Raw genomic sequence first — 22,385 nt, forward strand, 5'->3', positions numbered from 1 at the left:
CCCTTCGTGGTCATGCTTATGAGCCTGGAGGCTGGCCCCGTCAGCTCAACCGACCCAGCCGAGGGTCATCCAGGCCAGCACGCCATAACGCGCACCCTTGGCCAGGGTGACGACCAGCAGGAAGCGTTTGAGCGGTTCGCCCATGACTCCGGCCACCAGGGTCAGCGGGTCGCCGATGATCGGCAGCCAGCTCAGCAGCAAGGACCAATGGCCATAGCGCTGGTAATGGTTGCGGGCGGTTTGCAGATGGCGTGGGCCGACGGGGAACCAGCGGCGGTCCTTGTAGCGTTCCAGGCGCTGGCCCAGCCACCAGTTCACCAGGGAGCCGAGGACATTGCCGAAGGTGGCCACGGCCAGCAGCAACCACAGGTTGAACTGGCCGTTGAGCAGCAGGCCCACCAGCACGGCTTCGGATTGCAGCGGCAGCAGGGTGGCGGCGCCGAAGGCCGCCAGGAACAGGCCGAGGCAGGCGGTGAGGATCAATGGGCCGGGTAGTCCGCGACCACCACGTCCTTGCCGTCCTTGGTCAGGCCGATGACCTGGTAGGCATCGGCGGGCATGCCGTCCATTTCCATGCCGGGCGAACCCATGGGCATGCCGGGGGCGGCGACGCCGAGCAGGTCGTCGCGTTTGCTCAGGGCCAGCACCTGGTCGGCCGGCACATGGCCTTCGACGAATTTGCCGTTGATCACCGCGGTGTGGCAGGACGCCAGGCGCGGGGCCACGCCCAGGCGCTGCTTGACTTCGCTCATATTGCTTTCGACATGGTCGTTGACCTTGAAGCCGTTGGCTTGCAGGTGCTCGATCCATTTCTTGCAGCAGCCGCAGTTGGCGTCGCGGTGCACGTCGATGGGGATCAGGTCGGCGGCCTGGGCCAGGGAGCCGACGAGCAGGGCAGACAGGGCTGCCAGGCGCAGAGTGTTGTGCATAGGGAGTCTCTTGATCATCAGGGCGCCTCGGGGGCGCGGTCTTGGGCCGACAGGGTGGCGTATTTTGCTACTTTTCTCGAGCGCGGCGCGGCGCTTGTGTTTCAACGTTATACCAAGCGCTTGTCGTCCGGGCGCCGCGGTTTGTCTGGTGCTGCGCGTTATCGTTCATCGCGGGCAAGCCTCGCTCCTACACAAGCATGTGCATTCTCTGTAGGCGCGAGGCTTGCCCACGATGGGGGCGCCGCGGTTTGTCTGGCACTGTGCGTTATCGTTCATCGCGAGCAAGCTTCGCTCCTACACAAGCATGTGCATTCTCTGTAGGCGCGAGGCTTGCCCGCGATAGCGGTCGCATCATTTCCGTGTTCATTCGGGAGCCGGGCTCAGGATGCCGAGCATGGCCACCAGGCCGACAATCAGCAGGGCCGCCGCCAGTTCCAGGAGCATGCTGCGACGCAAGGCGGGCAGGGCCGACTGGGGCGAGGCCCGGTGCAGCGCCTGTTCCAGCTGCGGAACCAGATGGAAGCGGTTCAACGCGGCGAACACCAGCATGCTGGCGAACACCGCCACCTTCAGGCTGAGGAGCAGGCCGTAGGTGCTGGCGCTCAACGTTGCCAGGTCCGGGCCGACGATCAGCAGGTAATTGAGCACCCCGCTGAGGCTCAGGCTGACCACGATCAGTGTGCCCAGGCTGGCAAACCCCTTCAGGGCATCGAGCAGGTGGCCCGCCTGCTGTTCGCCTTCGCAGGCGCCACGGCGCAGCAGCAGGGCGAAAGCCGCCAGGGCCCCCAGCCAGGCGCCGGCGCCCAGCAAATGCAGGATGTCGCTGCCCAGGTGCAGGTAACGCTGGCCACCTTCGCTCATCGCCCCGTGGCCGCCCCAGGCCAGGCTGGCCAGGGCGGTCGCCGTGCACAGAATCAGGCCGTAGAGGGTAAATCTCGGCCAGCCACTGCTGAACAGAAGCAGCACGCCCGCCAGCAGCAACGCCGCCAGGCGCAGCAGCCAGCTTTGGCCGACATCGGTTTCCAGCACCAGCACGGGCACCAGCGCCGGGTCCAGTTCGGCCAGGCGGGTGGCGCCACTCATCGACAGCACCAGTTGCAGCAGCGCGGCGCCCGACAGCAGCACGCCCAGCACCAGGGTGGTCGCCAGAGGCCGGCGAAAACGCCGGCGGCTCTGCGCGCCACGCAGCCCGTAAAGGCCGAACAGTGCCAGGCCGAACAGCAGCATCAGGTCGAGGTACAGGGCAAAACGCAGGGCGACGTTGATGAGTTCGCCCATGGCTCAGTTGACTTCGAAGGTCAGGTTGCCGGTGATCGGATGGGTGTCGGCGGACACCGCCCGCCACTCGACTTTGTAGCTGCCCTTCGGTAGCGGGGTGGCGGGGCTGATGATCATGCTTTTCGGATCGCTGCCGCCGGCCACGCTGGCCTTGACCGGCATCGGTGCGTGGCTCATCCCGGGCATGCCGGTCATTAGCAATCGGGCCCCGGAAAACTTGGTGGTGAGGGGTTCCGAGAATTGCAGTTCGATCTTCGCCGGTGCCGCGCCCTTGGCGCCTTCGGCCGGGGTCGAGGCCAGCAGCTTGGGGTGCGCCTGGGCGACGCCGGCGAGGGTCAGGCCGGCACCGAAAGTGACGGCAATGGCGAGATGCTTGAGGTAGGACATGCAAGGCTCCAGGCGGCATTGGCCGCGTGATGTTTTTAGTTATCTATTGAAGGGAGGTCAGAACCACAGGCGCACACCGAGCACCAGGCGGGCTTCGCTGCTGTCTTCGCCTTCTTCACGGGCGTAGTCCGCGGTCTTGCCGTAGCTGCGGCTCCAGGTCACGCCGACGTAGGGCGCGAACTGGCGGTGCAGCTCGTAGCGCAGGCGCAGGCCGGCTTCCAGCGAGGAGAGCCCCGAGCCAATGCCGCGTTGCGGGTCGTTCTTACCGTACAGGCTGACCTCCGCGTTGGGCTGCAGGATCAGACGGTTGGTCAGCAGGATGTCGTATTCGGCCTGGAGCCCCAGGGCACTCTGGCCGCCTTCGCCGAGGTAGGCGGTGGCCTGGCTTTCGAAGTTGTACAGGGCCATGCCTTGCAGCCCGAGGGCGGCCCAGGTCTGCGGCGCGCCGGGCTTGAAGTCCTGGCGCACGCCACTGACCACATCCCACCAGGGGCCGATGGCATGGCCCCAGAGCGCTTCGACCTGGGCGTTTTCGGTCCGGCCGTTAGTGCGCTCGCCCTCGCTGCGCAGCCACAGCCGGTCGATGTCGCCGCCAATCCAGCCGTTCATTTCCCAGGCCAGGGCACTGCCATCATCGGCGTCCTGGTATTCCAGGCGGTCGACCAGCCACAGCGAGTTGATCGCCTTGTCGTGCACGCCATGGCCGGCCATCGGCGGGAAGGCGGCGCGGCGGTCGGCATCGGTGAGTACCGGGATCGGCGTGCGGCTTTGGGTGGGCGCCGCGGGTTCCATGGTCTGCAAGGGTTCGCCGTCCATGCCGGTCATCTGGCTGTGGTCCATGCCCGGCATCGGGTTGCCTGGCATGGCGGAGGCCGGCATGGACGAATGATCCATGCTGGAGTGATCCATGCTTTCGGCGGCCTGCAGTGGCCCGGCGCTGAGGCCGAGCAGGGCGGCGAACAGGGTCAAGGCGTTTTTCGGCATCATGCGGCGCTCCCGGCTTCGTCCACTCGTACTTCGCGAAACATGCCCATCTCCATGTGGAACAACAGGTGGCAGTGATAGGCCCAGCGCCCCAGGGCATCGGCGGTCACCCGGTAACTGCGCTTGCTGCCCGGCGGCATGTCGATCGTGTGCTTGCGCACCAGGAAGCGCCCCTGTTCGTCTTCAAGGTCGCTCCACATGCCGTGCAGGTGGATGGGGTGGGTCATCATGGTGTCGTTGACCAGGGTGATGCGCACCCGCTCGCCATAGGTCAGGCGCAGGGGCTCGGCATCGCTGAACTTGATGCCGTCGAACGACCAGGAAAATTTCTCCATGTGCCCGGTCAGGTGCAGTTCGATGGTGCGGCTCGGTTCGCGCCCGTCCGGGTCTTCGAAGGTGCTGCGCAGGTCGGCGTAGGTCAGCACCCGGCGCCCGTTATTGCGCAGGCCGATGCCTGGGTCGGCGAGCTTCGGCGTCGGGCTCATGGTCTGCATGTCCACCAGCGGGTTGCCGTCTTCCGAGGCCGGGTGGCTTTGCATGGCGCCACCCATGGCGCCGTGGTCCATGCCTGACATGCCGGCCATGCCGCTGTGGTCCATACCGGCCATGTTGCTGGAATCCATGCCCTGCATCTGGCTGTGGTCCATGCCTTGCATCTGGCCATGATCCATGCCGGGCATGGCGCCCATGTCCATGCCAGCCATGCTGCCGTGATCCATGCCCATGTCGGCCATGCTGATCAGCGGCCGCGGGTCGAGTGGCGGCACGGTCGCGCTCAGCCCCGGACGCTGGCTCAGGGTGCCGCGGGCGTAGCCGCTGCGGTCCATGGCCTGGGCGAACAGGGTGTAGGCTTCCTGCGAGCCGGGCTCGACCAGCACGTCGTAGGTTTCCGCCACGGCGATGCGCAGCTCATCGACGCTGACCGGCTGCACGTATTGGCCGTCGGCGGCGACCACGGTCATCTTCAGGCCGGGAATGCGCAGGTCGAAGTAGCTCATGGCCGAGCCGTTGATCAGGCGCAGGCGCAGCTTTTCGCCGGGCTTGAACAGCCCGGTCCAGTTGCCGCCGGGGCTCTGGCCGTTGATCAGGTAGGTGTAGGTATAGCCGCTGACGTCCGCCAGGTCGGTGGGGGTCATTTTCATCTGCGCCCACATCTTGCGATCGGCGAGGGTGGCCGCCCAGCCGTCGCGGCTGACGTCCTCGATAAAATCACCGACCGTGCGCTTGTGGAAGTTGTAGTAGCCGGGCTGCTTTTTCAGGATGTGCATCAGCCGTTCGGGCGCCTCGTCGCTCCAGTCGCTGAGCATCACCACGTAGTCGCGGTCGTACTGGAAGGGTTCCGGCTCGCGGGCCTCGATCACCAGTGGCCCGTAGACCCCGGCCTGCTCCTGCAACCCCGAGTGGCTGTGGTACCAGTAGGTGCCGTTCTGCCGGACCTTGAAGCGGTATTCGTAGAGGCCGTCGGGGGCGATGCCGTGGAAGCTCAGGCCCGGCACGCCGTCCATGTTGGCCGGCAGGATCAGGCCGTGCCAGTGGATCGAGGTGTCCTCCTTGAGGCGGTTGCGCACCCGGATGGTCACGGTGTCGCCCTCGCGCCAGCGCAGCAGCGGGCCGGGCAGGCCGCCGTTGATGGTCATCGCGGTGCGCGAGGTGCCGCTGTAGTTGACCTGGGATTCACCGATGAACAGGTCGAACTGCTGGCCGCTGAGGGCGGGCAGCTGGCCGTCCTCGCTGCGTGCCCAGAGCGGCTGTTGCCACAGCCCGGTGCCGGCCAGTACGCCACCGGCGGCCAGGCCCTTGATAAAACTGCGTCGTGTGGGTTTTACATGCATGCCCCAAGGCTCCCTCGATCCTGCTGGTCAGGTATGAGACGACCTTAAGCGGCGCGGCCTGTCAGAAAACTGAGGTGAAGATTACAGATTTGTCAGCCAGCGCGGCGCCACCCGTTGCCGGATCAGTGGGCGATCTTTTCCAGGTTGCGCTTGAGGTTGACCATGGCCAGTTGGGACAAGTGCTCGATACGCGGGCGCAGGCTGACCAGGTTGAGGTCGGAGCAGTAATGCAGGGTGCGCTTGAACAGGGTTCCATCCCCGTATTTGCACAACTGATAGTGGATCGAGCCGTCTGCTGGCGGAGAACTGAAGACGATCTTGAACTCCTTGGGAAATACCGCGACCAGTACCCGGCAACTCATGTGGATCTGCAGGCCGAGCAGATCGATGGTTTTGCTGAAGCGATGCCCCGCCGGCAACGAGCCAGCCAGGCCGGTGTCGGCGCGCAGGGAAGCGGGATGCCACTCGTGCCAGCGATCCGGCTGAGTCACGTAGTAGTAGACGGTATCGATCGGCGCGTCGATGTAGAGCTCATGGAAGATGAGCTCGTCCAAAAGGTGCTGCTGACGTTGTTCCATGATGCACCTCCTTGCAGTAGGAGCATCAAATATAGTTGCCCGCGCGCCTGCCATGGAGGCGCGCAAATCAGCCGTTCAGCGGATTTCGAGGTAGCTCGTCAAGAGGGCGATGCAAGGCTTTTCCCGTTGTAAAGGAAGGGCGTCATGCACAGTCGGGTCGTTGCGCAGCAATGTCGTGGAAGATCCCTGCAAGATGGCGTCATGAATGCTCTTAAGAATACTTGGTCACAACTAACCATTCGGTACATTAATGCCCATAAGTTGTCGCTTAGTTGTCATGGGCTGGATTGTTAAACAATTGTTTCAGCTAGCAAAACCGTGGCTTCCAGGCATTTGTATCGGAAATGTACAAAAATTGTAAAAAGCCGAAATATTTATTGGAGAGGTGCTCTGGCGCGCCGATACTCACGGGCATCGTTTCCCTCAATCAGGCTTTTCAGACGCTTATTAGTTGAACTTGCGCAACCCTCTAGTTGGCTGTGCAAGTGGATATAAGGCTATGGAAAAACCCGTACACAGGAGTCTTTTATGACAATTGGATATGTCGGCGGCTGGACCAGCAAAGCCGGTCTGCTGGTGCAGGACACTGGCACCCGGGGCAAGCCGGTCAGCCAGAGCGTCAAGGTCAAGCAGATGCTGGCCCTGGTCGGCCAGAACCCGCTGGCGCTGAACGTGTTCAAGATGGACGAAATGAAGCTGCACAAGCAGATCAAGGGGTTCGATCCGGAGAACATCAGCGCCAAGCAACTGGGCAACATGAGCACCTTCCTCAAGCAGAAGGGCCTGATCAGCGATGTGACGGCGATGACCCTGCTCAACGCCGGCGACAAGTTCGACCGCTTCGGCGTGCAGTCCGACCCGGATGCCAAGTTCAACGCCCTGGAGTACTTCGCGATCCAGCTGGACAACATCCAGACCAACAACCTCAAGGGCAACAAGTACGCCAGCTACCTGATCCCCGAGTACAAGAAAGCCATCTACGTGCTGCAGAACCTGCAAAGCTACGGCAAGGGCAACGGCACCACGGTGACCGACAAGAATCACTCCGCCAAGGCGTGAGGCGACCAACAAAGGCCCTCGACCGATCAACCGGTCGAGGGCCTTTTTTGTGGCCGGCTGTTTATCGGTCGAGCAGGGCCATCACCGCTTGCGGGTAACGCTCGCCGGCGGTGGCGTCGGGGCTGAAGATCCGCTCCAGGGCCAGCAGTTCATCGGCGCTGAGGTGGACCTGCAGCGCGGCGACGTTCTCTTCCAGGTACTTGCGTTGCTTGGTGCCCGGAATCGGGATCAGGTAATCACCCTGCGCCAGCACCCAAGCCAGGGCCAGTTGCCCGGTGGTGATGCCCTTGGCCACCGCGAGTTGCTTGACCTGTTCCACCAGCAGCAGGTTCTTGGTGAAGTTCTCGCCCTGGAAGCGTGGGCTGAAACGCCGGTAGTCGTCGGCGGCGAAATCTTCCGGGCTCTTCAGGGCGCCGGTGAGAAAGCCTCGCCCCAGTGGGCTGTAGGGCACAAAGGCGATGCCCAGGCGTTGGCAGGCCGCAAGGCAGCCGTTGTCTTCCTGGTCGCGGCTCCACAACGAATATTCGCTTTGCAGGGCGCTGATCGGATGCACCTTGTGGGCCCGCTCCAGCGTTGCCGCCGAGGCTTCGCTGAGGCCCAGGTAGCGAACCTTGCCGGCCTGTACCAGCTCGGCCATGGCGCCGACGGTTTCCTCGATGGCCACGTCCGGGTCGATGCGGTGCTGGTAATACAGGTCCAGGGTTTCCACGCCCAGGCGCTGCAGGGTGCCGTCGATCGCCTGGCGAATGTAGTCGGGGCGGCCGTTCACTCCGCGCGCCGCCGGGTCGCCCGGGTCGCGGACGATGCCGAATTTGCTGGCCAGGAACACCTGGTCGCGTTTGCCGCGGATCGCCTGGCCGATCAGGATTTCGTTGCTGTGGGGCCCGTACATGTCGGCGGTGTCCAGCAGGTTGATCCCCAGCTCCAGGGCGCGATGCAAGGTGGCGGTGGCCTCCTTGGTATCGGTGCCGGTGGTGTAGAAGTCGGTCATGCCCATGCAGCCAAGGCCGATGGCGGATACCTGCGGGCCGTTCTTGCCCAGTTGACGGGTTTGCATAGGAGAAGCTCCGTTGGATGATGTGGCGGCCATTGTTCTCCTCGACAAAAACAAGATAAACCGGCTAAAAGCGCTATCACTATTCGTTATTTCTAAATAATCCGTGACAGGCCAAGCCAATGGACCGTTTTAACGCCATGCGTGTGTTCACCCGTATCGTCGACCTCGGCGGTTTCGCCAAGGCCGCCGACAGCCTGCAGATGCCCCGGGCTTCGGTGACGGTGTTGATCAAGCAGCTGGAGGCGCATCTGGGCGTGCAACTGCTGTTGCGCACCACCCGCCAGGTCACGCCGACCCTGGACGGCGCCGCCTATTACCAGCGTTGCGTGCGGCTGCTGGCCGACCTCGAGGAAACCGAAGCGGTGTTTTCCGTGGCGCGGCACAACCCGCGCGGCACCTTGCGCATCGACATGCCGGCGGGGATCGGGCGGCTGGTGGTGATCCCGGCGCTGCCGGCGTTCTCCGAGCGTTATCCGTTGATCGACCTGGAAATCGGCCTCAACGACCGGCCGGTGGACTTGATCCGCGAAGGGGTGGACTGTGTGTTGCGCGGTGGCCTGTGCCTTGACGATTCACTGGTGGCCCGGCCGTTGCTGGCGCTGGAGCAGGTGACGTGCGCCAGTCCCGCCTACCTGCGCCAGCGCGGTGTGCCGCAGAGCCTGGACGACCTGGCCGGGCATCAGATGATCGAATACTTCTCCAGCGTCAGCGGCAAGCGTTATGGGCTGGAGTTCGAGGTGCAGGGCCAGGTGCTGTTGCCGGAGCTGCCCAAGCAGGTGTCGGTCAACAGCGCCGATGGTTACCTGGCCGCCTGCGAGGCGGGCTACGGGCTGGTGCAGACGCCTTATTACCATGTCGCCCAGCAGTTGGCCGAAGGTCGGCTGATCGAGGTGCTCCGGCACATCCCGCCACCCAGGATGCCGTTGAGCGCGCTGTACCCGCCGCACCGGCACCTGTCGACGCGGGTCAGGGTGTTCGTCGACTGGCTGGTGGAACTGTTCGCCCAGCCGGGGATTCACAACACCCGGCTGGCGTAGCTCGACAGTAAAGACAGACGCCCGCGGCGAGGCGGGCGTCGGGCAATTTCGTGGTGGGGTTACAAGGGGGAAATACTGGCGGGCTGGGTGACTTAGCGAGGGTAGTGGTAGCCGGGGCCGCCGTCGTAATGGCGGTGATGCCAGCCGTCGTGAGGGAAGATGATGCAGCCGGACAGGGTCAGCATCGCCAGCAGGGGAATCAGCCAGGTGATTCGACGGAACATCGTGCAGTCCTCAAAGGGCTCTTGGGGTTTTAACCGCCGCGATGCAGCGAAAACTTTTCGGCGGCTGTAACATGAGACCCCGTTTACCCGCGCCCATCCCCGATTCTCGGTAGGCGTTTGGCATCTGTTTCGATACAGAATCGATACATTTTCAGGCGGCATTTTCAGGCCGCACTTTACAGATTCAGGAACCCGCAATGACCCAGAAGCAACGCTTGATCTATTCGATTGTGATTTCCCTGGTGGTACTGGGAATCATGCTTGGCCTTTCTTACCTGCAGAACGCCGGGATGATCACCGAGAAAATGTTCCAGTACATCGCCATTGGCGTGGCGGTGACCGTGGTCGTGATCAATGGCGTGATGCGGCGCAAGGTCAAGCCTTGAGAGACACCCCCCGACGGCCTCAGTCGCGGCCGTCGAGTATGGCTTCAGCCTGTTGATGCAGGCTGAAGCTCTTGTCTGCATTGAGGGTGATCACGCCTTCGCTGCACAGCCGTTTCAACACCTCGCGCACGCTGAGGAACGACAGCGGGATATCCAGCTCCAGCAAATGACTGTGAATGCCACGCACCCCCAGGGCGCGCTGGTTTTCGGCTGCCTGCAGCAAGGCATCGATGACTTTCAGGCGAATCAGGCTGGTGCGCAGGCCGAAGCTCTTGAGCAGGTGCCTGATGCGTTCGTTGCGGTTGCGCTCGGCTTGCTTGCCGAAGACACCGGCGCCGGCGTTCAGGGAGGACGCGGGTTGTGCGGTGTGGCCATCCGTTGGCAGTTGCGGGTCGTACATGCAAAAACTCCTTTTCAGAGCCTGATCAGGAAAATGACGGGTGCTCTCATATAACTAGACGAATGAGCCGCGCAAATCATGAGGAATCAGATGTAGAAAATTTGTCAGGCCTTTGTCGTCGCCAGGTCGGCGGGCGATCCGCGCCTGGCGCCGAGCCGCTAAATTTTCCGTGGCGGTTTCGTCTGTAAGGGCAGGCGGGCCTTGGCTGATGCCGGGCGGCGCCGTCCTTTCCAGGCTGGAATCCGTGTCCTTGTGCCGCATCTCGCGCCAGCTCGGGTTCTGCGTTTTTTCGATCAGGAGTCGGCGTGATTATTTCCAGGCAGTTGCCCAGGTTTTGCCTTGCGGGTTTGTTTCTCGGGTTGAGCCTGGGGGCTCAGGGACGCGAGGTACAGGGCGGCGAGGCGAGTGCCGATATTCGCCGTACCGGTTTTGGTGTCCCGCATATTCGCGCCGCCGACGAACGCGGGCTGGGTTATGGCATCGGCTATGCCTACGCCCAGGACAACCTGTGCCTGCTGGCCAACGAAGTGCTGACGGTCAATGGCGAGCGCTCGAAGTACTTCGGCCCGCAGCAACAGACCGTCGAGCAACGGGAAAACCTCGCCAGCGACCTGTTCTTCAACTGGCTGAACACGCCCCAGGCGGTGTTCGGCTTCTGGCAGGCGCAGACGCCGCAGGTGCGGCAACTGATCGAAGGGTATGTCGCCGGCTATAACCGCTCCCTGGCCGAGCGCCGGGCCCAGGGCCTGCCCGAGCAGTGCCAGGGTGACTGGTTACGGCCGTTGACCGCCCTGGACCTGGTCAAGCTTACGCGTCGGCTGTTGGTGGAAGGCGGCGTCGGCCAGTTCGCCGAAGCCTTGGTGGGCGCGACACCGCCATCGGCCACGGCGCAGCTGAAACAATCGGCCCAGGTCTTCGCCCAGGCGGATGCCCGCGGCCAGCGTTTCGCCCTGGACCGCGGCAGCAACGCGGTGGCCGTGGGGCGCGAGCGCTCGTTCAATGGCCGCGGCATGCTGCTGGCCAACCCGCATTTCCCGTGGGTGGGCGGCATGCGTTTCTACCAGATGCACCTGACCATTCCCGGCAAGCTGGATGTCATGGGCGCCGCCTTGCCCGGCCTGCCAATGATCAATATCGGTTTCAGCCAGCACCTGGCCTGGACCCACACGGTGGACACCTCCAAGCACTTCACCCTGTACCGCCTGCAACTGGACCCCAAGGATCCGACCCGCTACCTGCTCGACGGCCAGTCCCTGCCGCTGGACAAACAGACGCTCAGCGTCAAGGTGAAGGGTGAGGACGGCCAGCTCACCACTGTCAGCCATAGCGTCTACAGCTCGCAATTCGGCCCGCTGGTGCAGTGGCCCGGCAAGCTGGACTGGGACAACCGCTTCGCCTACAGCCTGCGCGACGCCAACCTGGAAAACGACCGGGTGTTGCAACAGTGGTACGCGATGAACCAGGCCCACAGCCTCAAGGAGCTGCAAGCGTCGGTGCATCAGCTGCAGGGTATTCCCTGGGTCAATACCCTGGCGGTGGATGATCAGGGCCAGGCCCTGTACATGAACCAGTCGGTGGTGCCCAACGTCAGCGCGGAAAAACTCGCGCGTTGCAGCGACCCGCGGATCGGCACCCAGCTGATTATTCTCGACGGTTCCCGCGCGGCCTGCGCCTGGGACATCGACCCGGCTGCCGCGCAAAAGGGCATCTACCCGGCCAGCCAGCTGCCGCAACTGCTGCGCGGCGATTACGTGCAGAACTCCAACGACTCGGCGTGGATGGTCAATCCGGCCGCGCCGCTGCAAGGTTTCTCGCCGCTGATCAGCCAGCAGGACCTGCCGCTGGGGCAGCGCGCGCGTTTTGCCCTGAATCGCCTGATCGGCACGGGCCAGGCCGAACGGCTGAGCGCTGCCGACCTCAAGCACATGGTGATGGACGACCAGGTGTACCAGGCCGGGCAGGTGATGCCGGACCTGTTGCAGTTCTGTGCCGCCGACCTGGGCAGCGATGCCCGGGCCCTGGCGCCGCTGTGCGCCAGCCTCAAGGCCTGGGACCGCAGCGCCAACCTGCAAAGCGGATTGGGCCTGGTGCATTTCCAGAACGTCATGGAACAGCTGGAGGCGGTCGACGACCGTTGGCGCGTGGCCTTCGATGCCCGGGACCCGCAGCACACGCCGCGTGGCCTGGCGATCGACCGGCCGCAGGTGGCCAAGGCGCTGCGCGAGGCGATGCTGGCTTCGGTGCAACAGGTGGCCGAGTCGGGCCTGAAGGCCGACAGCCGTTGGGGCGATATCCAGGTGGTCAGCAGCGGCGGCCAACAGACGCCGATTCATGGCGGCCCGGCCAGCCTGGGCGTGTACAACGCGATCCAGAGCGTCCCCGCGGCCGACGGCAAGCGTGAGGTGGTCAGCGGCACCAGCTACCTGCAAGTGGTGACCTTCGATGACCAGGGCCCGCATGCCCAGGGCCTGCTGGCGTTCTCGCTGTCCAGCGACCCGGCGTCGCCGTACTCGCGGGACCAGACCGAGGCGTTCTCGAAGAAGCAGTGGCGTGTGTTGCCGTTCACCGAGCAGCAGATCCAGGCGGACCCGCAGTACCGCTTGCAGGTGATTCACGAAGTGGACGATCGGTTGCGCAAGCTCGCGACCCAGTAAGCGCGTTCAACCGGGCATCAAGCGCAGGCCGCACCCGCGAGGGTAGCGGCCTTCAGCTTTTTGGCGTGGTGCCTGGCAGCGAATTGATGACCGGATTGCCGTCCTGGTTGCGGGTCAGGTACACCGGCAACACCTTGGGCAGCGTGGTCACCAGGCTCTTGACCGCGCTGACGTCGTAGATGCCGCCGACCCGAATGTTGCCTGTGGCGCTGTCGGCCAGCATCACCGGCCTGCTGAGGTAGCGGTTGATCAGCGGCAGGGCCTCGCCGAGGGCCAGGTTGTCCAGCACCAGCTTGCCCTGGCGCCAGGCCAGCGAGCTGTCGTTGGCATCGGTCTGGCTGATCTGCGGCTGGTGATCGCCCTGGCGATAACGCGCCTGCATGCCCGGATCGAGACGGAAGCCGCCATCGGGGTGGCTGTTGTCGCTGTTCACCAGCACCGAACCCTCGAGCAGGGTGACCCGTACCTGATCCTCGTACATCCAGACGTTGAACTGGGTGCCAGTGACCCGGACCTCACCGCTGGCGGCCTTGACCACGAACGGGTGGCTGCTGTCATGGCTGACCTTGAAGAAGGCTTCGCCTTTTTTCAGGGTGACCCGGCGCTGATCCTTGTAGTTGCTGTAGGTCAGCTCGGTGCCCAGGTTGAGTTCGACCTGGCTGCCATCGGCCAGGGTCACCTGGCGCATGCTGCCGTCGGCCTGGAAATGTTCGTAGGAGGAGGGCAGCCAGCCCAGGCTCCAGCCGCTGTAGGCGGCCAGGGGCAGGGCCAGGGCGCTGATCGCCGCGGCCATGCCATAGGCGCGCCAGGGTTTGCGTGGCGCCAGGGGCAGGACGGTGGTGGCTGGCGGACGTGGCAGATGGTCGGCGACTTCCCAGATTTCCCGCATCGCTTCGTATTCGAAGGCATGCAGCGGGTGGGCGTCGCGCCATTGCTCGAAGGCCTGGCGTTCGGCGGCCGTACAGTCCGCGGCATGCAGACGCATGCACCACTGCGCGGCGGCATCGGTGATGGCGTCGTATTCGGCTTCTGTAAGGTGCTGTTCGCTCATTGGCTCTTCCTGGTTTCGCGCATTCTACCCTTCGCAGCCAGCCTTGTAGAACCGCCGTCATGGCTGATGCCTATCAAAAGTGGCACTTATTTTTGCCTCGAAGCCCCTGCAACACCGGGCTTTGGCCAGCAGTATCCACAGTTGGAGTGAAAAAATGATCAAAAACACACGGTCGGCTGTCATCGCTACTGCCACCTTTGTTTGCCATCCTCGGCTGACGGCCTGTTCGCGGCTACTCTGTCAGTTCCTGGCGTCGCCTGTGCGAGGTCATGGCCGTGGTTGACAGGGCGCGCGCAAAGCGTTGTTTAATCGTCGGGCGCACTCACCCACGTGCATCTTCATACGCTGTAGCCCATTCCAATAATTAATCCGGAGCTCCAGATGTCTGTATCACCCCCGGCTGTTGAAACACCGCAGGAACACCTGTCGCTCGAGGCACTGGTGACGCTGCTGGAAACGATCTTCCTGCGCCATGGCACCAGCGCCGAAGTGGCGCGTTGCCTGGCGCAGAACTGTGCCGCTGCCGAACGCGACGGCGCCCACAGTCATGGCGTGTTCCGTATTCCCGGTTACGTGTCGACCCTCAACAGCGGCTGGGTCAACGGCAAGGCCGTGCCGGTGGTCGAAGACGTGGCCCCGGCCTTTGTCCGGGTCGATGCGGGTAACGGTTTCGCCCAACCGGCGCTGGCGGCGGCGCGGGCGCTGCTGGTGGAGAAAGCGCGCCACGCCGGGATCGCCATTCTGGCCATCCGCAACTCCCATCATTTCGCCGCGCTGTGGCCGGACGTCGAGCCATTCGCCGAGGAAGGGCTGGTCGCCCTGAGCGTGGTCAACAGCATGACCTGCGTGGTGCCCCACGGCGCCGATCGGCCGTTGTTCGGCACCAACCCGATCGCCTTTGCCGCGCCCCAGGCCGCTGGCGATCCGATCGTCTTCGACCTGGCCACCAGCGCCATCGCCCATGGCGACGTACAGATCGCCGCGCGCAAGGGCGAACGCCTGCCGCCGGGCATGGGCGTGGACGGCCTCGGCCAGCCCACCGACGACCCGAAAGCCATCCTCGAAGGCGGCGCGCTGCTGCCGTTCGGCGGGCACAAGGGTTCGGCGCTGTCGATGATGGTCGAGTTGCTGGCGGCGGCGCTGACCGGTGGCCATTTCTCGTTCGAGTTCGACTGGTCCAACCATCCCGGCGCGAAGACGCCCTGGACTGGCCAGTTGTTGATTGTCATCGATCCGAGCAAGGGTGCCGGGCAGAATTTCGCCGAGCGCAGCCAGGAGCTGATCCGGCAGATGCACGGCGTAGGGCTCAAGCGCCTGCCGGGGGATCGCCGCCATCGCCAGCGGGAAAAGTCCCTGCGCGAGGGGATTGCCCTGGACGCTGCGGAGTTCAAGCAACTGCGGGAGTTGGCCGGGCTTTAAAACGCGGTTTCAAAACGCAAGGACCAGGCGAGCATGACGCTGGCCTGGTCCTTTTTTCACGGGCGGCAAGGCTTGTTACGAACGACGTCCCAGCAACAGGCCCACCACCAGGCCGACGCCGGCGGAGATGGCCACGGTCTGCCACGGGTGACCGCCGATGTACTGCTCGGTGGCTTCCACCACCGGCTTGCTGCGCTCGCGCACGCTGGACACCGAGTCCAGCGCCTGCTTGAGTTTCAACCCGACCTGCTGGCGCAGGTTTTCGCCTTCCTCACCGACCAGCGATGCGCTGCTTTTCAGAAGCTTTTCCGATTCCTCGATCAACGCCTGGAGCTCGCTGAATTCCTGGTCCTTGATTTGTTCGTCAGCCGCTTGCGCAGCAGTTTTACGAGCCATTGAGTTACTCCTTGCGGGTCAGTGATGCGATGAACAATGGAGTCGCGGGGCTGGCGAAAAGTTGCAGATATTTTCTCCACCCGCGCCATGCCGGCGGGAAAACCCCAGCCGTCACAGTGTAAGATGTCGGCTATTTTACGCAGCAGGAAATTCCCATGAGCTTCAATCTGGCCAACAAGACTCTCGCCGAGCGTGCAGAGATCGAAGATGAAAAGTCCCGTCTGTTCGAGCTGTGGCAGAGCAACCTGGGCAAGGCCAAGGGCGAAGCCGCACGGTTGTTCGGCGAGCGCGGCAAGCGCAAGGGCAAATGGGCCGAATGGGTGCGTGCCGAGCTCGACGGCATGTCGCCGCCGGAGTACGCCAACATGGTGCGCAGTGAAGTCAATCGCCTGATGGCGGCGAACAAGTAAGCTCGAAGCTGGCGACGATCGCCTCGCGCACTTTCAGCACCACCGGATCGATCTGCGCGCTGGTGCGCCAGCCCAGTTCGATCGGGTAACGCGGCAGGTCCAGCGGGCAGGGCAGCAGCGCCAGCCCGGTCAGTTCGGCGATGCTCCGCGCGGCATGGGCCGGAATGGTCGCCACCGCCTGGCTGCCCTTGAGCAGATGGGGCAGCGCGGCAAAATGCGTGGTCGAGGCGCAGACCTGGCGACTCAGCCCCAGGGCCGCCAGACCCTCGTCGGTAATCCCGATAAACCCTTGCGACGACACCAGCACATGCTCGCGGGCGACGAACTCGTCGAGGTCGATGGCCTGCTGTCCGGGCCTCAGGCTCGCCGGGTCCGCCAGGCACAGATAACCACCTTCCCCCAATACCTGACGGCTGAGCATGCGTTCGGCGAAGCCGCCGGCGCTGATGGCCAGGTCGATGCTGCGCTGCAACAGCGCTTCGCCGACGATCTGGCTGTGGCTCTGGCGAAAGATCAGGCGCAGCTTCGGCGCCCGCCGGGCGACTTCCTCGATCAGGCGCCGGCCGTAGGCAATCTCGAAATCGTCCGACAGCCCGATCGCCACCGAGCGGCCCTGATAATGGCTGGCATGGGGATCGACCATGGCCAGGCTCTGCCGGCATTTGTTCAGGGCCTCGCTGACCACCGGCTTGAGCTGGTTGGCCCGCAGGGTCGGCGCCAGGCCGCGCCCGGTGCGCACGAACAACTGATCGCCGTACAGCTCGCGCAGGCGCCGCAGCGCCGCGCTCATGGCCGATTGGGTGACGCCCAGGCGCAGGGCGGCGCGACTGGCGCTGGATTCGTCGTGCAGGGCTTCGAAGGCCTTGAGCAGGTTGAGATCGACCTGGGCGATATTCATCTGGTTCATATCATTCAGTATCAGGATGGGCTTTCTGCATGATCGGCGAGCGCCGGACAATGGGCAACACTTCACCGCCACAGGAGTTTTCCCGATGTCCAAGTCCGTTGTCGCCGCGTTGCAGATCGGCTCCCTGCCTGGAGGCAAGGCCGATACCCTGGAGCAGATCCTGTCCTATGAGGACGCCATCATCGAGGCCGGCGCGCAGCTGGTGGTGATGCCCGAAGCCTTGCTCGGCGGCTACCCCAAGGGTGAGGGCTTCGGCACCCAGCTCGGCTATCGCCTGCCGGAAGGCCGCGAGGCCTTTGCCCGTTATTTCGCCAACGCCGTCGAGGTGCCGGGCGCGGAGACCGAGGCCCTGGCCGGCCTGGCGGCGCGCACCGGGGCCAACCTGGTGCTGGGGGTGATCGAGCGCGCCGGCAGTACCCTGTATTGCACGGCGCTGTATTTCGACCCGCAGCATGGCCTGGTGGGCAAGCACCGCAAGCTGATGCCCACCGGCACCGAGCGCCTGATCTGGGGCAAGGGCGACGGTTCGACCCTGCCGGTGCTGGACACCCAGGTCGGCCGGGTCGGTGCGGTGATCTGCTGGGAAAACATGATGCCGTTGCTGCGCACCGCGATGTACGCCAAGGGCGTGGACGTCTGGTGCGCGCCGACCGTGGACGAGCGCGAGATGTGGCAGGTCAGCATGCGCCACATCGCCCATGAAGGCCGCTGCTTTGTGGTCAGCGCCTGCCAGGTACAGGCGTCACCCCAGGAACTGGGGCTGGAGATCGCCAACTGGCCGGCCGAGCGCCCGCTGATTGCCGGCGGCAGCCTGATTGTCGGGCCCATGGGCGAGGTGCTGGCCGGGCCGCTGGTGGGCCGTGCCGGCCTGCTGACGGCGCAGATCGACACCGCCGAGCTGGTGCGGGCGCGCTACGACTACGACGTGGTCGGCCACTATGCGCGCCCGGATGTGTTCGAGCTGACGGTGGACGAACGGGCCAAGGCCGGCGTGCGTTTTATCTGAGGCGACGCCATTGCTCGCGGGTGATTTCCCAGATATCACGGGGCAATCGCCCGCAGACAAAGTCGTCTTCGTCACTGCGGATCAAGCGCATGCCGCTGCGCTCGGAAATCCGCCGCGAGGCCAGGTTCGGCGCGGCCTTGGGCACCCGCATCAGCTCGCGCCCCAGCACTTCGAACCAGTACTCGGTGACCGCCGCGCTGGCCTCGCTCATGTAGCCCTGGCCTTGCCATGCCGGAGCCAGCCAGAAGCCGCGGTTGTTGTCGGTCTGGTCCATCAGGCTGACATTGCCGATCAGTTGCTCCGGCGCGCTGTTCAGGCGGATCGACCAGTGCCATTCCTCACCGCGCTCGATGGCCGGCAGCGCCAGGTCGCGCAGATACGTCAGGGCGCCATCGGCGGGATAGGGCCAGGGCACCCGCGCATTGAGATAACGCACCACTTCCCAGTGCGCAAACTGCTGCTGGATGGCCTCGGCATCGGCCAGCTCCAGCGGGCGCAGGATCAGGCGTTCGGTGTAGAGGGTGGGGGTCGGCTTCATGTTCGCGGCACATTCCTTGTGTGGATCGGGTGTGGTTTTTCAGCGTCCGCCCAACACCAGGCGTTCGCTGAGAAAGTCGACGAACACTCGCAGTTTCGGCAGCAGATGTCGACTGCCGGGCCAGAGCACCGAGAACTTGCCGCTGTCGATCTGATAGTCGTCCAGCACCGACACCAGCGAGCCGTCGGCCAGCGCCGGGCGCACCACGAAATCCGGCACGAAGGCGAGGCCCAGGCCCTGGGTGGCGGCGAAGATCAGTGACTCCAGGTTGTTGCTGGTCAGGGCGCTGCGCAGCACCAGCGGCGGCGCGTCGTTGGGCAGGCGCAGTTTCCACTCCTGTAGCTGCGGGGTGCCGGGAAACTTGTAGCGCAGGCAGGCATGCCGCTCCAGGTCCCGGGGGCACTCGGGCACACCATGGCGGGCGAAGTAGTGCGGGGCGCTGACCAGCACGAAGCGGAACGGCCCCAGTGTGCGGGACTTGAGCTGGGAGTCCGCCAGCTCGCCACTGCGGATCACCGCGTCGACGCCTTCGGCGATCACGTCGATCAGCCGGTCATTGAAATCCAGGTCCAGCTCGATGTCCGGGTAGCGTTCGGCGAACTCCGGCAGGATCGGCAGCAGCATGCGATAGCCGATCGCGGGCAGGCTGACCCGCAGCTTGCCGCGGGGCTTGTCGCTGATGCGCGCGAGCTCGGCCTCGGCGTCCTCCACCTCGCCGACGATGCGCTGGCAACGTTCGAAGAACAGCGTGCCTTCGTCGGTCAGGCTGATGCGCCGGGTACTGCGATTGAGCAGGCGCACGCCGAGCCGTTCTTCCAGGCGGGCCAGGCTTTTGCCCACCGCCGAGGCGGAGAGGCCCAGGCGTTCCGCCGCGCCGACAAAACTGCCGGCCTGCACTGTGCGCACAAAGGCCAGCATGCCACTGAGGTTGTCCATGGGGATCTCGATTGGAGCGTTTATGTCCGTAAAGAACGGACTTGAGCCCTGTTTGTGGGTGATTGCGGCGAATCTACCATTGATCGCACTTTAACGTTCCCCCCTGAGGTGCCGATGAATTCGCCAACCGATGTGCCTGCCGCGTTCGCTGACGCTGTCGCGGGCGGTTCTTCCTACGCGGTGCTGGCCGCGGTATGCCTGGCGGCGCTGATCCTGCCGCTGACCTTCGTCGGCGTGGCGGTGGCGACCCCGGCCATTGGCCGCGAGTTGGGCGGTGGCCCCCTGGCCCTGAGCTGGATCACCAATGCCTTCATGCTGAGTTTCGGCAGCGTACTGATGGCCGCTGGCACCCTGGCCGACGAGTACGGGCGCAAGCGCGTGTTCAGCCTCGGTGTCGGCCTGTTCGCCCTGACGTCGCTGGCCCTGGCCTTCGCGCCTTCGGTGCTCTGGCTCGACCTGTTGCGGGCCGTGCAGGGGCTGGCCGGCGCGGCGGCGCTGGCGGGCGGTTCGGCGGCCCTGGCCCAGGAGTTCGAGGGCCCGGCGCGGACCCGCGCCTTCAGCCTGCTGGGCACCACCTTCGGCGTCGGCCTGGCATTCGGGCCGATCCTCGCCGGGGTGCTGATCGAGGCCTACGGCTGGCGCTCGATCTTCGTCTCCGGGACCTTGATCGGCGGCCTGTCGCTGCTGTTCGGCGTGCCGCGCATGCAGGAGTCCCGCGACCCGGACGCGGCGGGTGTCGACTGGCCCGGCACCTTGAGTTTCACCGCGGCGCTGGTGGCGCTGACCTGGGGCATCTTGCAGGCGCCGCAAAGCGGTTGGGGCAGCCCGGTGGTCTGGGGCCTGCTGCTGGTGGCTCTGCTGGCGTTGTTGCTGTTCATCGTGGTGGAGCTGCGGGTCAAGCGGCCGATGCTCGACCTGTCGCTGTTTCGTTACCCGCGCTTTATCGGCGTGCAGCTGCTGCCGATCGCCACCTGCTATTGCTTCGTGGTGTTGCTGATCCTGCTGCCGATCCGCTTTATCGGCGTGGAAGGCTACAGCGAGATCGATGCCGGCTTGATGATGATCGCCTTGTCCGCACCTATGGTGGTGGTGCCGTTGCTGGCGGCGTGGCTGACCCGCTGGTTCAGCGCCGGGACTCTATCCAGCGTCGGCCTGGTGATTGCCGCGCTCGGGCTCTATCTGCTCAGCCGGATCGCCCCGGGGCAGGCGCCGGCGGCCAATGTCTTGCCCATGCTGCTGATCGGCCTCGGTGCCGGTTTGCCCTGGGGCTTGATGGACGGGCTGTCGGTCAGTGTGGTGCCCAAGGAACGGGCGGGAATGGCCACCGGTATCTTCAGCACCACCCGGGTGGCGGGCGAGGGCATTGCCCTGGCCCTGGTGGTGGCCCTGCTGGCCGGCTTGCTGCAACTGTCCATGGCCGCGGCGCTGCCGGAGCATCCGCAGTTGCCGCTGGCGGCCCAGCAACTGGCCAGTGGCAACCTGCAGGCCAGCGCAGCGTTGTTGCCCGAGCTGGGCCGGGAGCTGTTGCTCGGGCTCTACGCCAAGGCCTTTACCTGGCTGCTGTATGCGCTGGTCGCCATCACCCTGGTTGCGGCGCTGGTGGTGCGGCTGATGCTGCACGAGCCGCGCCGGGCTTGAGGGTGTTCAGCGGAACTCGAAGAACTCGTAGTGCAGGTTGCGCTCGGGAATTGCGTATTCGCGCATCAACGCCTTGACCCGCGCCAGCAAGCCCTTGGGCCCGCAGAAACTGATCTGGATCTGTTGCGGATCGGTTTCGCTGGCCAGCCGTTTCAGGGTTTCGCCCAGGCGGTCGGCGCCGTCGGTGTGGCCGATGAAGTCCACCCCGCGTTCCTCGGCCAGGCCCTGCAAGGTTTCGATGCTGGGGAAGGCCCGTGACGGGTTGCAGCAGTAGACCAGGGTCGCCCGGTCGAAGCGCCCGGCGGCGGCATCCTGCAGCCAGGAGATAAAGGGCGAGATGCCGACGCCACCGCCGATCCAGATCTCCCGGCCGGCATCGAGCCGGCGCTTGAAGCGGCCATAGGGCGCGTAGAGGTCGGCGAGCATGCCGACCTTGACCTGCTGGCGCAGCTTCTGGGTGTAGTCGCCCAGGGCGCGGATCACGAACTCGATGCGCCCGTCGCTGGCGTGGGCGCTGGCGATGGTGAAGGGGTGCGGTTCACGCAGGCCTTTTTCGCGCATGGCGAGAAAGGCGAACTGCCCGGCCTTGAAGGCGAAGCCGCGGTGCAGCGGGGTCAGCTCCAGGTGCAGGGAGTTTTTCTCCAGGGTCACCGCGCTGACCCGGTATTCACCGGCCTTGGCCAGCAACGGATACAGCAGCAGCTTGTACAGGGCGCCAAGCAGGCCCAGGCCGCAGAGTGCGGTGAGCCAGATGCCCGAGGGGTTGTCCAGGGCGATCGGCGACTTGAAGCTCAGCCAGTGCAGGATGACGATCGCGAACAGCGGCCCGGACAGCTTGTGCCACCAGCGCCACTGGCCGTAGGGAATGTTGCGGTTCAGCGCCAGCAGCACGATCAGGCCGAGGGCGACGTAGCTCAGCTGCCGCACCATGCGCGTCCAGTACTTGGACAGCTCGATGATCGGCACGCTTTGCCAGAGATCCAGGTTGGCCTTGAACACCAGGTGATAGCTGGCGAAGACCAGCGCCCAGATGCCCAGCCACTTGTGGCTTTCATAGACCCGGTCGAGGCCGCCGAACAGTCGCTCGACCCAGCGCCAGCGGCTGGCCAGCAGGCAGGACAGGGCCATATAGGCCAGCGCCGTGGCGCCGAGGACCAGGCTCAGGGTGGCGGAGGTCAGCCAGGTGTCGCTGGGGATTTCCAGCAGCACGGTGAGGGTGGTGATCAGCAGGACGCCGACCACCGAGTACCAGGTTTTCAAGGGGGACACCTCCAGAAAG

24 protein-coding genes are annotated in these 22,385 nt (G+C 64.7%); 8 read left to right on the forward strand and 16 right to left on the reverse strand.

Features of this window, described 5'->3' with window-relative positions:
* Window positions 1-45: 45 nt before the first annotated feature.
* The 7 genes from J4D28_RS28045 to J4D28_RS28075 all read right to left on the reverse strand — a co-directional run bounded on the left by J4D28_RS28045 (window position 46) and on the right by J4D28_RS28075 (window position 5,988).
* Window positions 46-483 carry a YqaA family protein gene (locus tag J4D28_RS28045; RefSeq protein ID WP_103331796.1) on the reverse strand — a complete coding sequence of 146 codons (438 nt, stop codon included), beginning with the start codon at window positions 481-483 and terminating at the stop codon, window positions 46-48.
* Window positions 480-929 (reverse strand): DUF411 domain-containing protein, encoded by a 450-nt coding sequence (locus J4D28_RS28050; RefSeq protein WP_016704754.1) that lies wholly within the window; start codon window positions 927-929, stop codon window positions 480-482. Before J4D28_RS28050 ends, J4D28_RS28045 begins: the two co-directional genes overlap by 4 nt.
* A 363-nt stretch (window positions 930-1,292) precedes the next feature.
* The gene (gene copD, locus J4D28_RS28055; RefSeq protein WP_103331797.1) at window positions 1,293-2,207 is read right to left on the reverse strand and encodes a copper homeostasis membrane protein CopD; all 915 of its coding nucleotides are present in this window, start codon (window positions 2,205-2,207) and stop codon (window positions 1,293-1,295) included.
* Window positions 2,208-2,210: 3 nt separating this feature from the next.
* Window positions 2,211-2,594 (reverse strand): copper homeostasis periplasmic binding protein CopC, encoded by a 384-nt coding sequence (gene copC / locus J4D28_RS28060; protein WP_009048829.1) that lies wholly within the window; start codon window positions 2,592-2,594, stop codon window positions 2,211-2,213.
* Window positions 2,595-2,651: 57 nt separating this feature from the next.
* Window positions 2,652-3,581, reverse strand: a complete 930-nt coding sequence (locus J4D28_RS28065; protein ID WP_016704756.1) for a copper resistance protein B — start codon at window positions 3,579-3,581, stop codon at window positions 2,652-2,654.
* Window positions 3,578-5,410, reverse strand: coding sequence for a copper resistance system multicopper oxidase (locus J4D28_RS28070; protein ID WP_009048831.1), 1,833 nt, complete (start codon window positions 5,408-5,410; stop codon window positions 3,578-3,580). Before J4D28_RS28070 ends, J4D28_RS28065 begins: the two co-directional genes overlap by 4 nt.
* A 122-nt stretch (window positions 5,411-5,532) precedes the next feature.
* Window positions 5,533-5,988 (reverse strand): SRPBCC family protein, encoded by a 456-nt coding sequence (locus tag J4D28_RS28075; protein ID WP_009048832.1) that lies wholly within the window; start codon window positions 5,986-5,988, stop codon window positions 5,533-5,535.
* 528 nt (window positions 5,989-6,516) lie between these two features.
* Between J4D28_RS28075 and J4D28_RS28080 the strand changes: the two genes are divergently transcribed.
* Window positions 6,517-7,047, forward strand: coding sequence for a hypothetical protein (locus tag J4D28_RS28080; protein ID WP_016704757.1), 531 nt, complete (start codon window positions 6,517-6,519; stop codon window positions 7,045-7,047).
* 61 nt (window positions 7,048-7,108) lie between these two features.
* Here J4D28_RS28080 and J4D28_RS28085 read toward each other — a convergent pair whose 3' ends face one another.
* Window positions 7,109-8,104 carry an aldo/keto reductase gene (locus tag J4D28_RS28085; RefSeq protein ID WP_103331798.1) on the reverse strand — a complete coding sequence of 332 codons (996 nt, stop codon included), beginning with the start codon at window positions 8,102-8,104 and terminating at the stop codon, window positions 7,109-7,111.
* A 119-nt stretch (window positions 8,105-8,223) separates the two neighbouring features.
* Here J4D28_RS28085 and J4D28_RS28090 point away from each other — a divergent pair, with 119 nt between their 5' ends.
* A complete protein-coding gene (locus tag J4D28_RS28090; RefSeq protein ID WP_009048835.1) occupies window positions 8,224-9,141 on the forward strand; it encodes a LysR family transcriptional regulator in 918 nt (305 codons plus the stop codon).
* A gap of 92 nt (window positions 9,142-9,233) precedes the next feature.
* On the opposite strand, the gene J4D28_RS30545 is transcribed toward J4D28_RS28090, so the two are convergent.
* Entirely contained in the window at window positions 9,234-9,365 is a 132-nt protein-coding gene (locus tag J4D28_RS30545; protein WP_009048836.1) for a hypothetical protein, read from the reverse strand.
* A 197-nt stretch (window positions 9,366-9,562) separates the two neighbouring features.
* On the opposite strand from J4D28_RS30545, the gene J4D28_RS28095 reads away from it, so the two are divergent.
* Window positions 9,563-9,751 (forward strand): hypothetical protein, encoded by a 189-nt coding sequence (locus tag J4D28_RS28095; RefSeq protein ID WP_007928588.1) that lies wholly within the window; start codon window positions 9,563-9,565, stop codon window positions 9,749-9,751.
* Between the two features lie 19 nt (window positions 9,752-9,770).
* Here the strand turns inward: J4D28_RS28095 and J4D28_RS28100 are convergent, their stop codons facing one another.
* Window positions 9,771-10,151 carry a hypothetical protein gene (locus J4D28_RS28100; protein ID WP_009048837.1) on the reverse strand — a complete coding sequence of 127 codons (381 nt, stop codon included), beginning with the start codon at window positions 10,149-10,151 and terminating at the stop codon, window positions 9,771-9,773.
* Window positions 10,152-10,456: 305 nt separating this feature from the next.
* On the opposite strand from J4D28_RS28100, the gene J4D28_RS28105 reads away from it, so the two are divergent.
* Complete coding sequence (locus J4D28_RS28105) at window positions 10,457-12,805, forward strand: acylase (protein ID WP_103331799.1); 2,349 nt, start codon at window positions 10,457-10,459, stop codon at window positions 12,803-12,805.
* A gap of 52 nt (window positions 12,806-12,857) precedes the next feature.
* Here the strand turns inward: J4D28_RS28105 and J4D28_RS28110 are convergent, their stop codons facing one another.
* Entirely contained in the window at window positions 12,858-13,856 is a 999-nt protein-coding gene (locus J4D28_RS28110) for a FecR family protein (protein ID WP_028682402.1), read from the reverse strand.
* Between the two features lie 381 nt (window positions 13,857-14,237).
* Between J4D28_RS28110 and J4D28_RS28115 the strand changes: the two genes are divergently transcribed.
* Window positions 14,238-15,275, forward strand: coding sequence for an Ldh family oxidoreductase (locus J4D28_RS28115; protein WP_009048840.1), 1,038 nt, complete (start codon window positions 14,238-14,240; stop codon window positions 15,273-15,275).
* Between the two features lie 75 nt (window positions 15,276-15,350).
* Here J4D28_RS28115 and J4D28_RS28120 read toward each other — a convergent pair whose 3' ends face one another.
* A complete protein-coding gene (locus tag J4D28_RS28120) occupies window positions 15,351-15,671 on the reverse strand; it encodes a YqjD family protein (protein ID WP_009048841.1) in 321 nt (106 codons plus the stop codon).
* Window positions 15,672-15,826: 155 nt separating this feature from the next.
* Between J4D28_RS28120 and J4D28_RS28125 the strand changes: the two genes are divergently transcribed.
* Window positions 15,827-16,081, forward strand: a complete 255-nt coding sequence (locus J4D28_RS28125) for a hypothetical protein (protein WP_007928582.1) — start codon at window positions 15,827-15,829, stop codon at window positions 16,079-16,081.
* On the opposite strand, the gene J4D28_RS28130 is transcribed toward J4D28_RS28125, so the two are convergent.
* Window positions 16,053-16,988 (reverse strand): LysR family transcriptional regulator, encoded by a 936-nt coding sequence (locus J4D28_RS28130; RefSeq protein ID WP_016704762.1) that lies wholly within the window; start codon window positions 16,986-16,988, stop codon window positions 16,053-16,055. The two genes, J4D28_RS28125 and J4D28_RS28130, sit on opposite strands and share 29 nt — an antisense overlap.
* Window positions 16,989-17,073: 85 nt before the next feature.
* Between J4D28_RS28130 and J4D28_RS28135 the strand changes: the two genes are divergently transcribed.
* A complete protein-coding gene (locus tag J4D28_RS28135; protein ID WP_016704764.1) occupies window positions 17,074-17,994 on the forward strand; it encodes a carbon-nitrogen hydrolase family protein in 921 nt (306 codons plus the stop codon).
* Here J4D28_RS28135 and J4D28_RS28140 read toward each other — a convergent pair.
* Together J4D28_RS28140 and J4D28_RS28145 are read right to left on the reverse strand one after the other, a co-directional pair.
* Window positions 17,987-18,532 (reverse strand): GNAT family N-acetyltransferase, encoded by a 546-nt coding sequence (locus J4D28_RS28140; RefSeq protein ID WP_053268965.1) that lies wholly within the window; start codon window positions 18,530-18,532, stop codon window positions 17,987-17,989. The genes J4D28_RS28135 and J4D28_RS28140 overlap by 8 nt on opposite strands.
* 39 nt (window positions 18,533-18,571) lie before the next feature.
* Complete coding sequence (locus J4D28_RS28145) at window positions 18,572-19,468, reverse strand: LysR family transcriptional regulator (RefSeq protein ID WP_009048845.1); 897 nt, start codon at window positions 19,466-19,468, stop codon at window positions 18,572-18,574.
* A 114-nt stretch (window positions 19,469-19,582) separates the two neighbouring features.
* Here J4D28_RS28145 and J4D28_RS28150 point away from each other — a divergent pair, with 114 nt between their 5' ends.
* Window positions 19,583-21,106, forward strand: a complete 1,524-nt coding sequence (locus tag J4D28_RS28150; RefSeq protein WP_103331800.1) for an MFS transporter — start codon at window positions 19,583-19,585, stop codon at window positions 21,104-21,106.
* A 6-nt stretch (window positions 21,107-21,112) separates the two neighbouring features.
* Here J4D28_RS28150 and J4D28_RS28155 read toward each other — a convergent pair whose 3' ends face one another.
* Window positions 21,113-22,366: a ferric reductase-like transmembrane domain-containing protein gene (locus J4D28_RS28155; protein WP_009048847.1), complete on the reverse strand. Its 1,254-nt coding sequence runs from the start codon at window positions 22,364-22,366 to the stop codon at window positions 21,113-21,115.
* Between the last annotated feature and the right edge of the window lie 19 nt (window positions 22,367-22,385).

It is taken from the genome of Pseudomonas sp. GW531-T4 (assembly GCF_017349615.1).
GTDB classification, from domain to species: domain Bacteria; phylum Pseudomonadota; class Gammaproteobacteria; order Pseudomonadales; family Pseudomonadaceae; genus Aquipseudomonas; species Aquipseudomonas chlororaphis_I.

Coding starts and splice junctions, on each gene's coding strand:
- copD (WP_103331797.1), bottom strand. CDS start 2,207: ATGGGCGAACTCATCAACGTCGCCCTGCGTTTTGCCCTGTACCTCGAC.
- J4D28_RS30545 (WP_009048836.1), bottom strand. CDS start 9,365: ATGTTCCGTCGAATCACCTGGCTGATTCCCCTGCTGGCGATGCTGACC.
- J4D28_RS28080 (WP_016704757.1), top strand. CDS start 6,517: ATGACAATTGGATATGTCGGCGGCTGGACCAGCAAAGCCGGTCTGCTG.
- J4D28_RS28050 (WP_016704754.1), bottom strand. CDS start 929: ATGCACAACACTCTGCGCCTGGCAGCCCTGTCTGCCCTGCTCGTCGGC.
- J4D28_RS28115 (WP_009048840.1), top strand. CDS start 14,238: ATGTCTGTATCACCCCCGGCTGTTGAAACACCGCAGGAACACCTGTCG.
- J4D28_RS28070 (WP_009048831.1), bottom strand. CDS start 5,410: ATGCATGTAAAACCCACACGACGCAGTTTTATCAAGGGCCTGGCCGCC.
- J4D28_RS28100 (WP_009048837.1), bottom strand. CDS start 10,151: ATGTACGACCCGCAACTGCCAACGGATGGCCACACCGCACAACCCGCG.
- J4D28_RS28075 (WP_009048832.1), bottom strand. CDS start 5,988: ATGGAACAACGTCAGCAGCACCTTTTGGACGAGCTCATCTTCCATGAG.
- J4D28_RS28125 (WP_007928582.1), top strand. CDS start 15,827: ATGAGCTTCAATCTGGCCAACAAGACTCTCGCCGAGCGTGCAGAGATC.
- J4D28_RS28150 (WP_103331800.1), top strand. CDS start 19,583: ATGAATTCGCCAACCGATGTGCCTGCCGCGTTCGCTGACGCTGTCGCG.
- J4D28_RS28085 (WP_103331798.1), bottom strand. CDS start 8,104: ATGCAAACCCGTCAACTGGGCAAGAACGGCCCGCAGGTATCCGCCATC.
- J4D28_RS28130 (WP_016704762.1), bottom strand. CDS start 16,988: ATGAACCAGATGAATATCGCCCAGGTCGATCTCAACCTGCTCAAGGCC.
- J4D28_RS28120 (WP_009048841.1), bottom strand. CDS start 15,671: ATGGCTCGTAAAACTGCTGCGCAAGCGGCTGACGAACAAATCAAGGAC.
- J4D28_RS28095 (WP_007928588.1), top strand. CDS start 9,563: ATGACCCAGAAGCAACGCTTGATCTATTCGATTGTGATTTCCCTGGTG.
- copC (WP_009048829.1), bottom strand. CDS start 2,594: ATGTCCTACCTCAAGCATCTCGCCATTGCCGTCACTTTCGGTGCCGGC.
- J4D28_RS28090 (WP_009048835.1), top strand. CDS start 8,224: ATGGACCGTTTTAACGCCATGCGTGTGTTCACCCGTATCGTCGACCTC.
- J4D28_RS28135 (WP_016704764.1), top strand. CDS start 17,074: ATGTCCAAGTCCGTTGTCGCCGCGTTGCAGATCGGCTCCCTGCCTGGA.
- J4D28_RS28140 (WP_053268965.1), bottom strand. CDS start 18,532: ATGAAGCCGACCCCCACCCTCTACACCGAACGCCTGATCCTGCGCCCG.
- J4D28_RS28065 (WP_016704756.1), bottom strand. CDS start 3,581: ATGATGCCGAAAAACGCCTTGACCCTGTTCGCCGCCCTGCTCGGCCTC.
- J4D28_RS28145 (WP_009048845.1), bottom strand. CDS start 19,468: ATGGACAACCTCAGTGGCATGCTGGCCTTTGTGCGCACAGTGCAGGCC.
- J4D28_RS28110 (WP_028682402.1), bottom strand. CDS start 13,856: ATGAGCGAACAGCACCTTACAGAAGCCGAATACGACGCCATCACCGAT.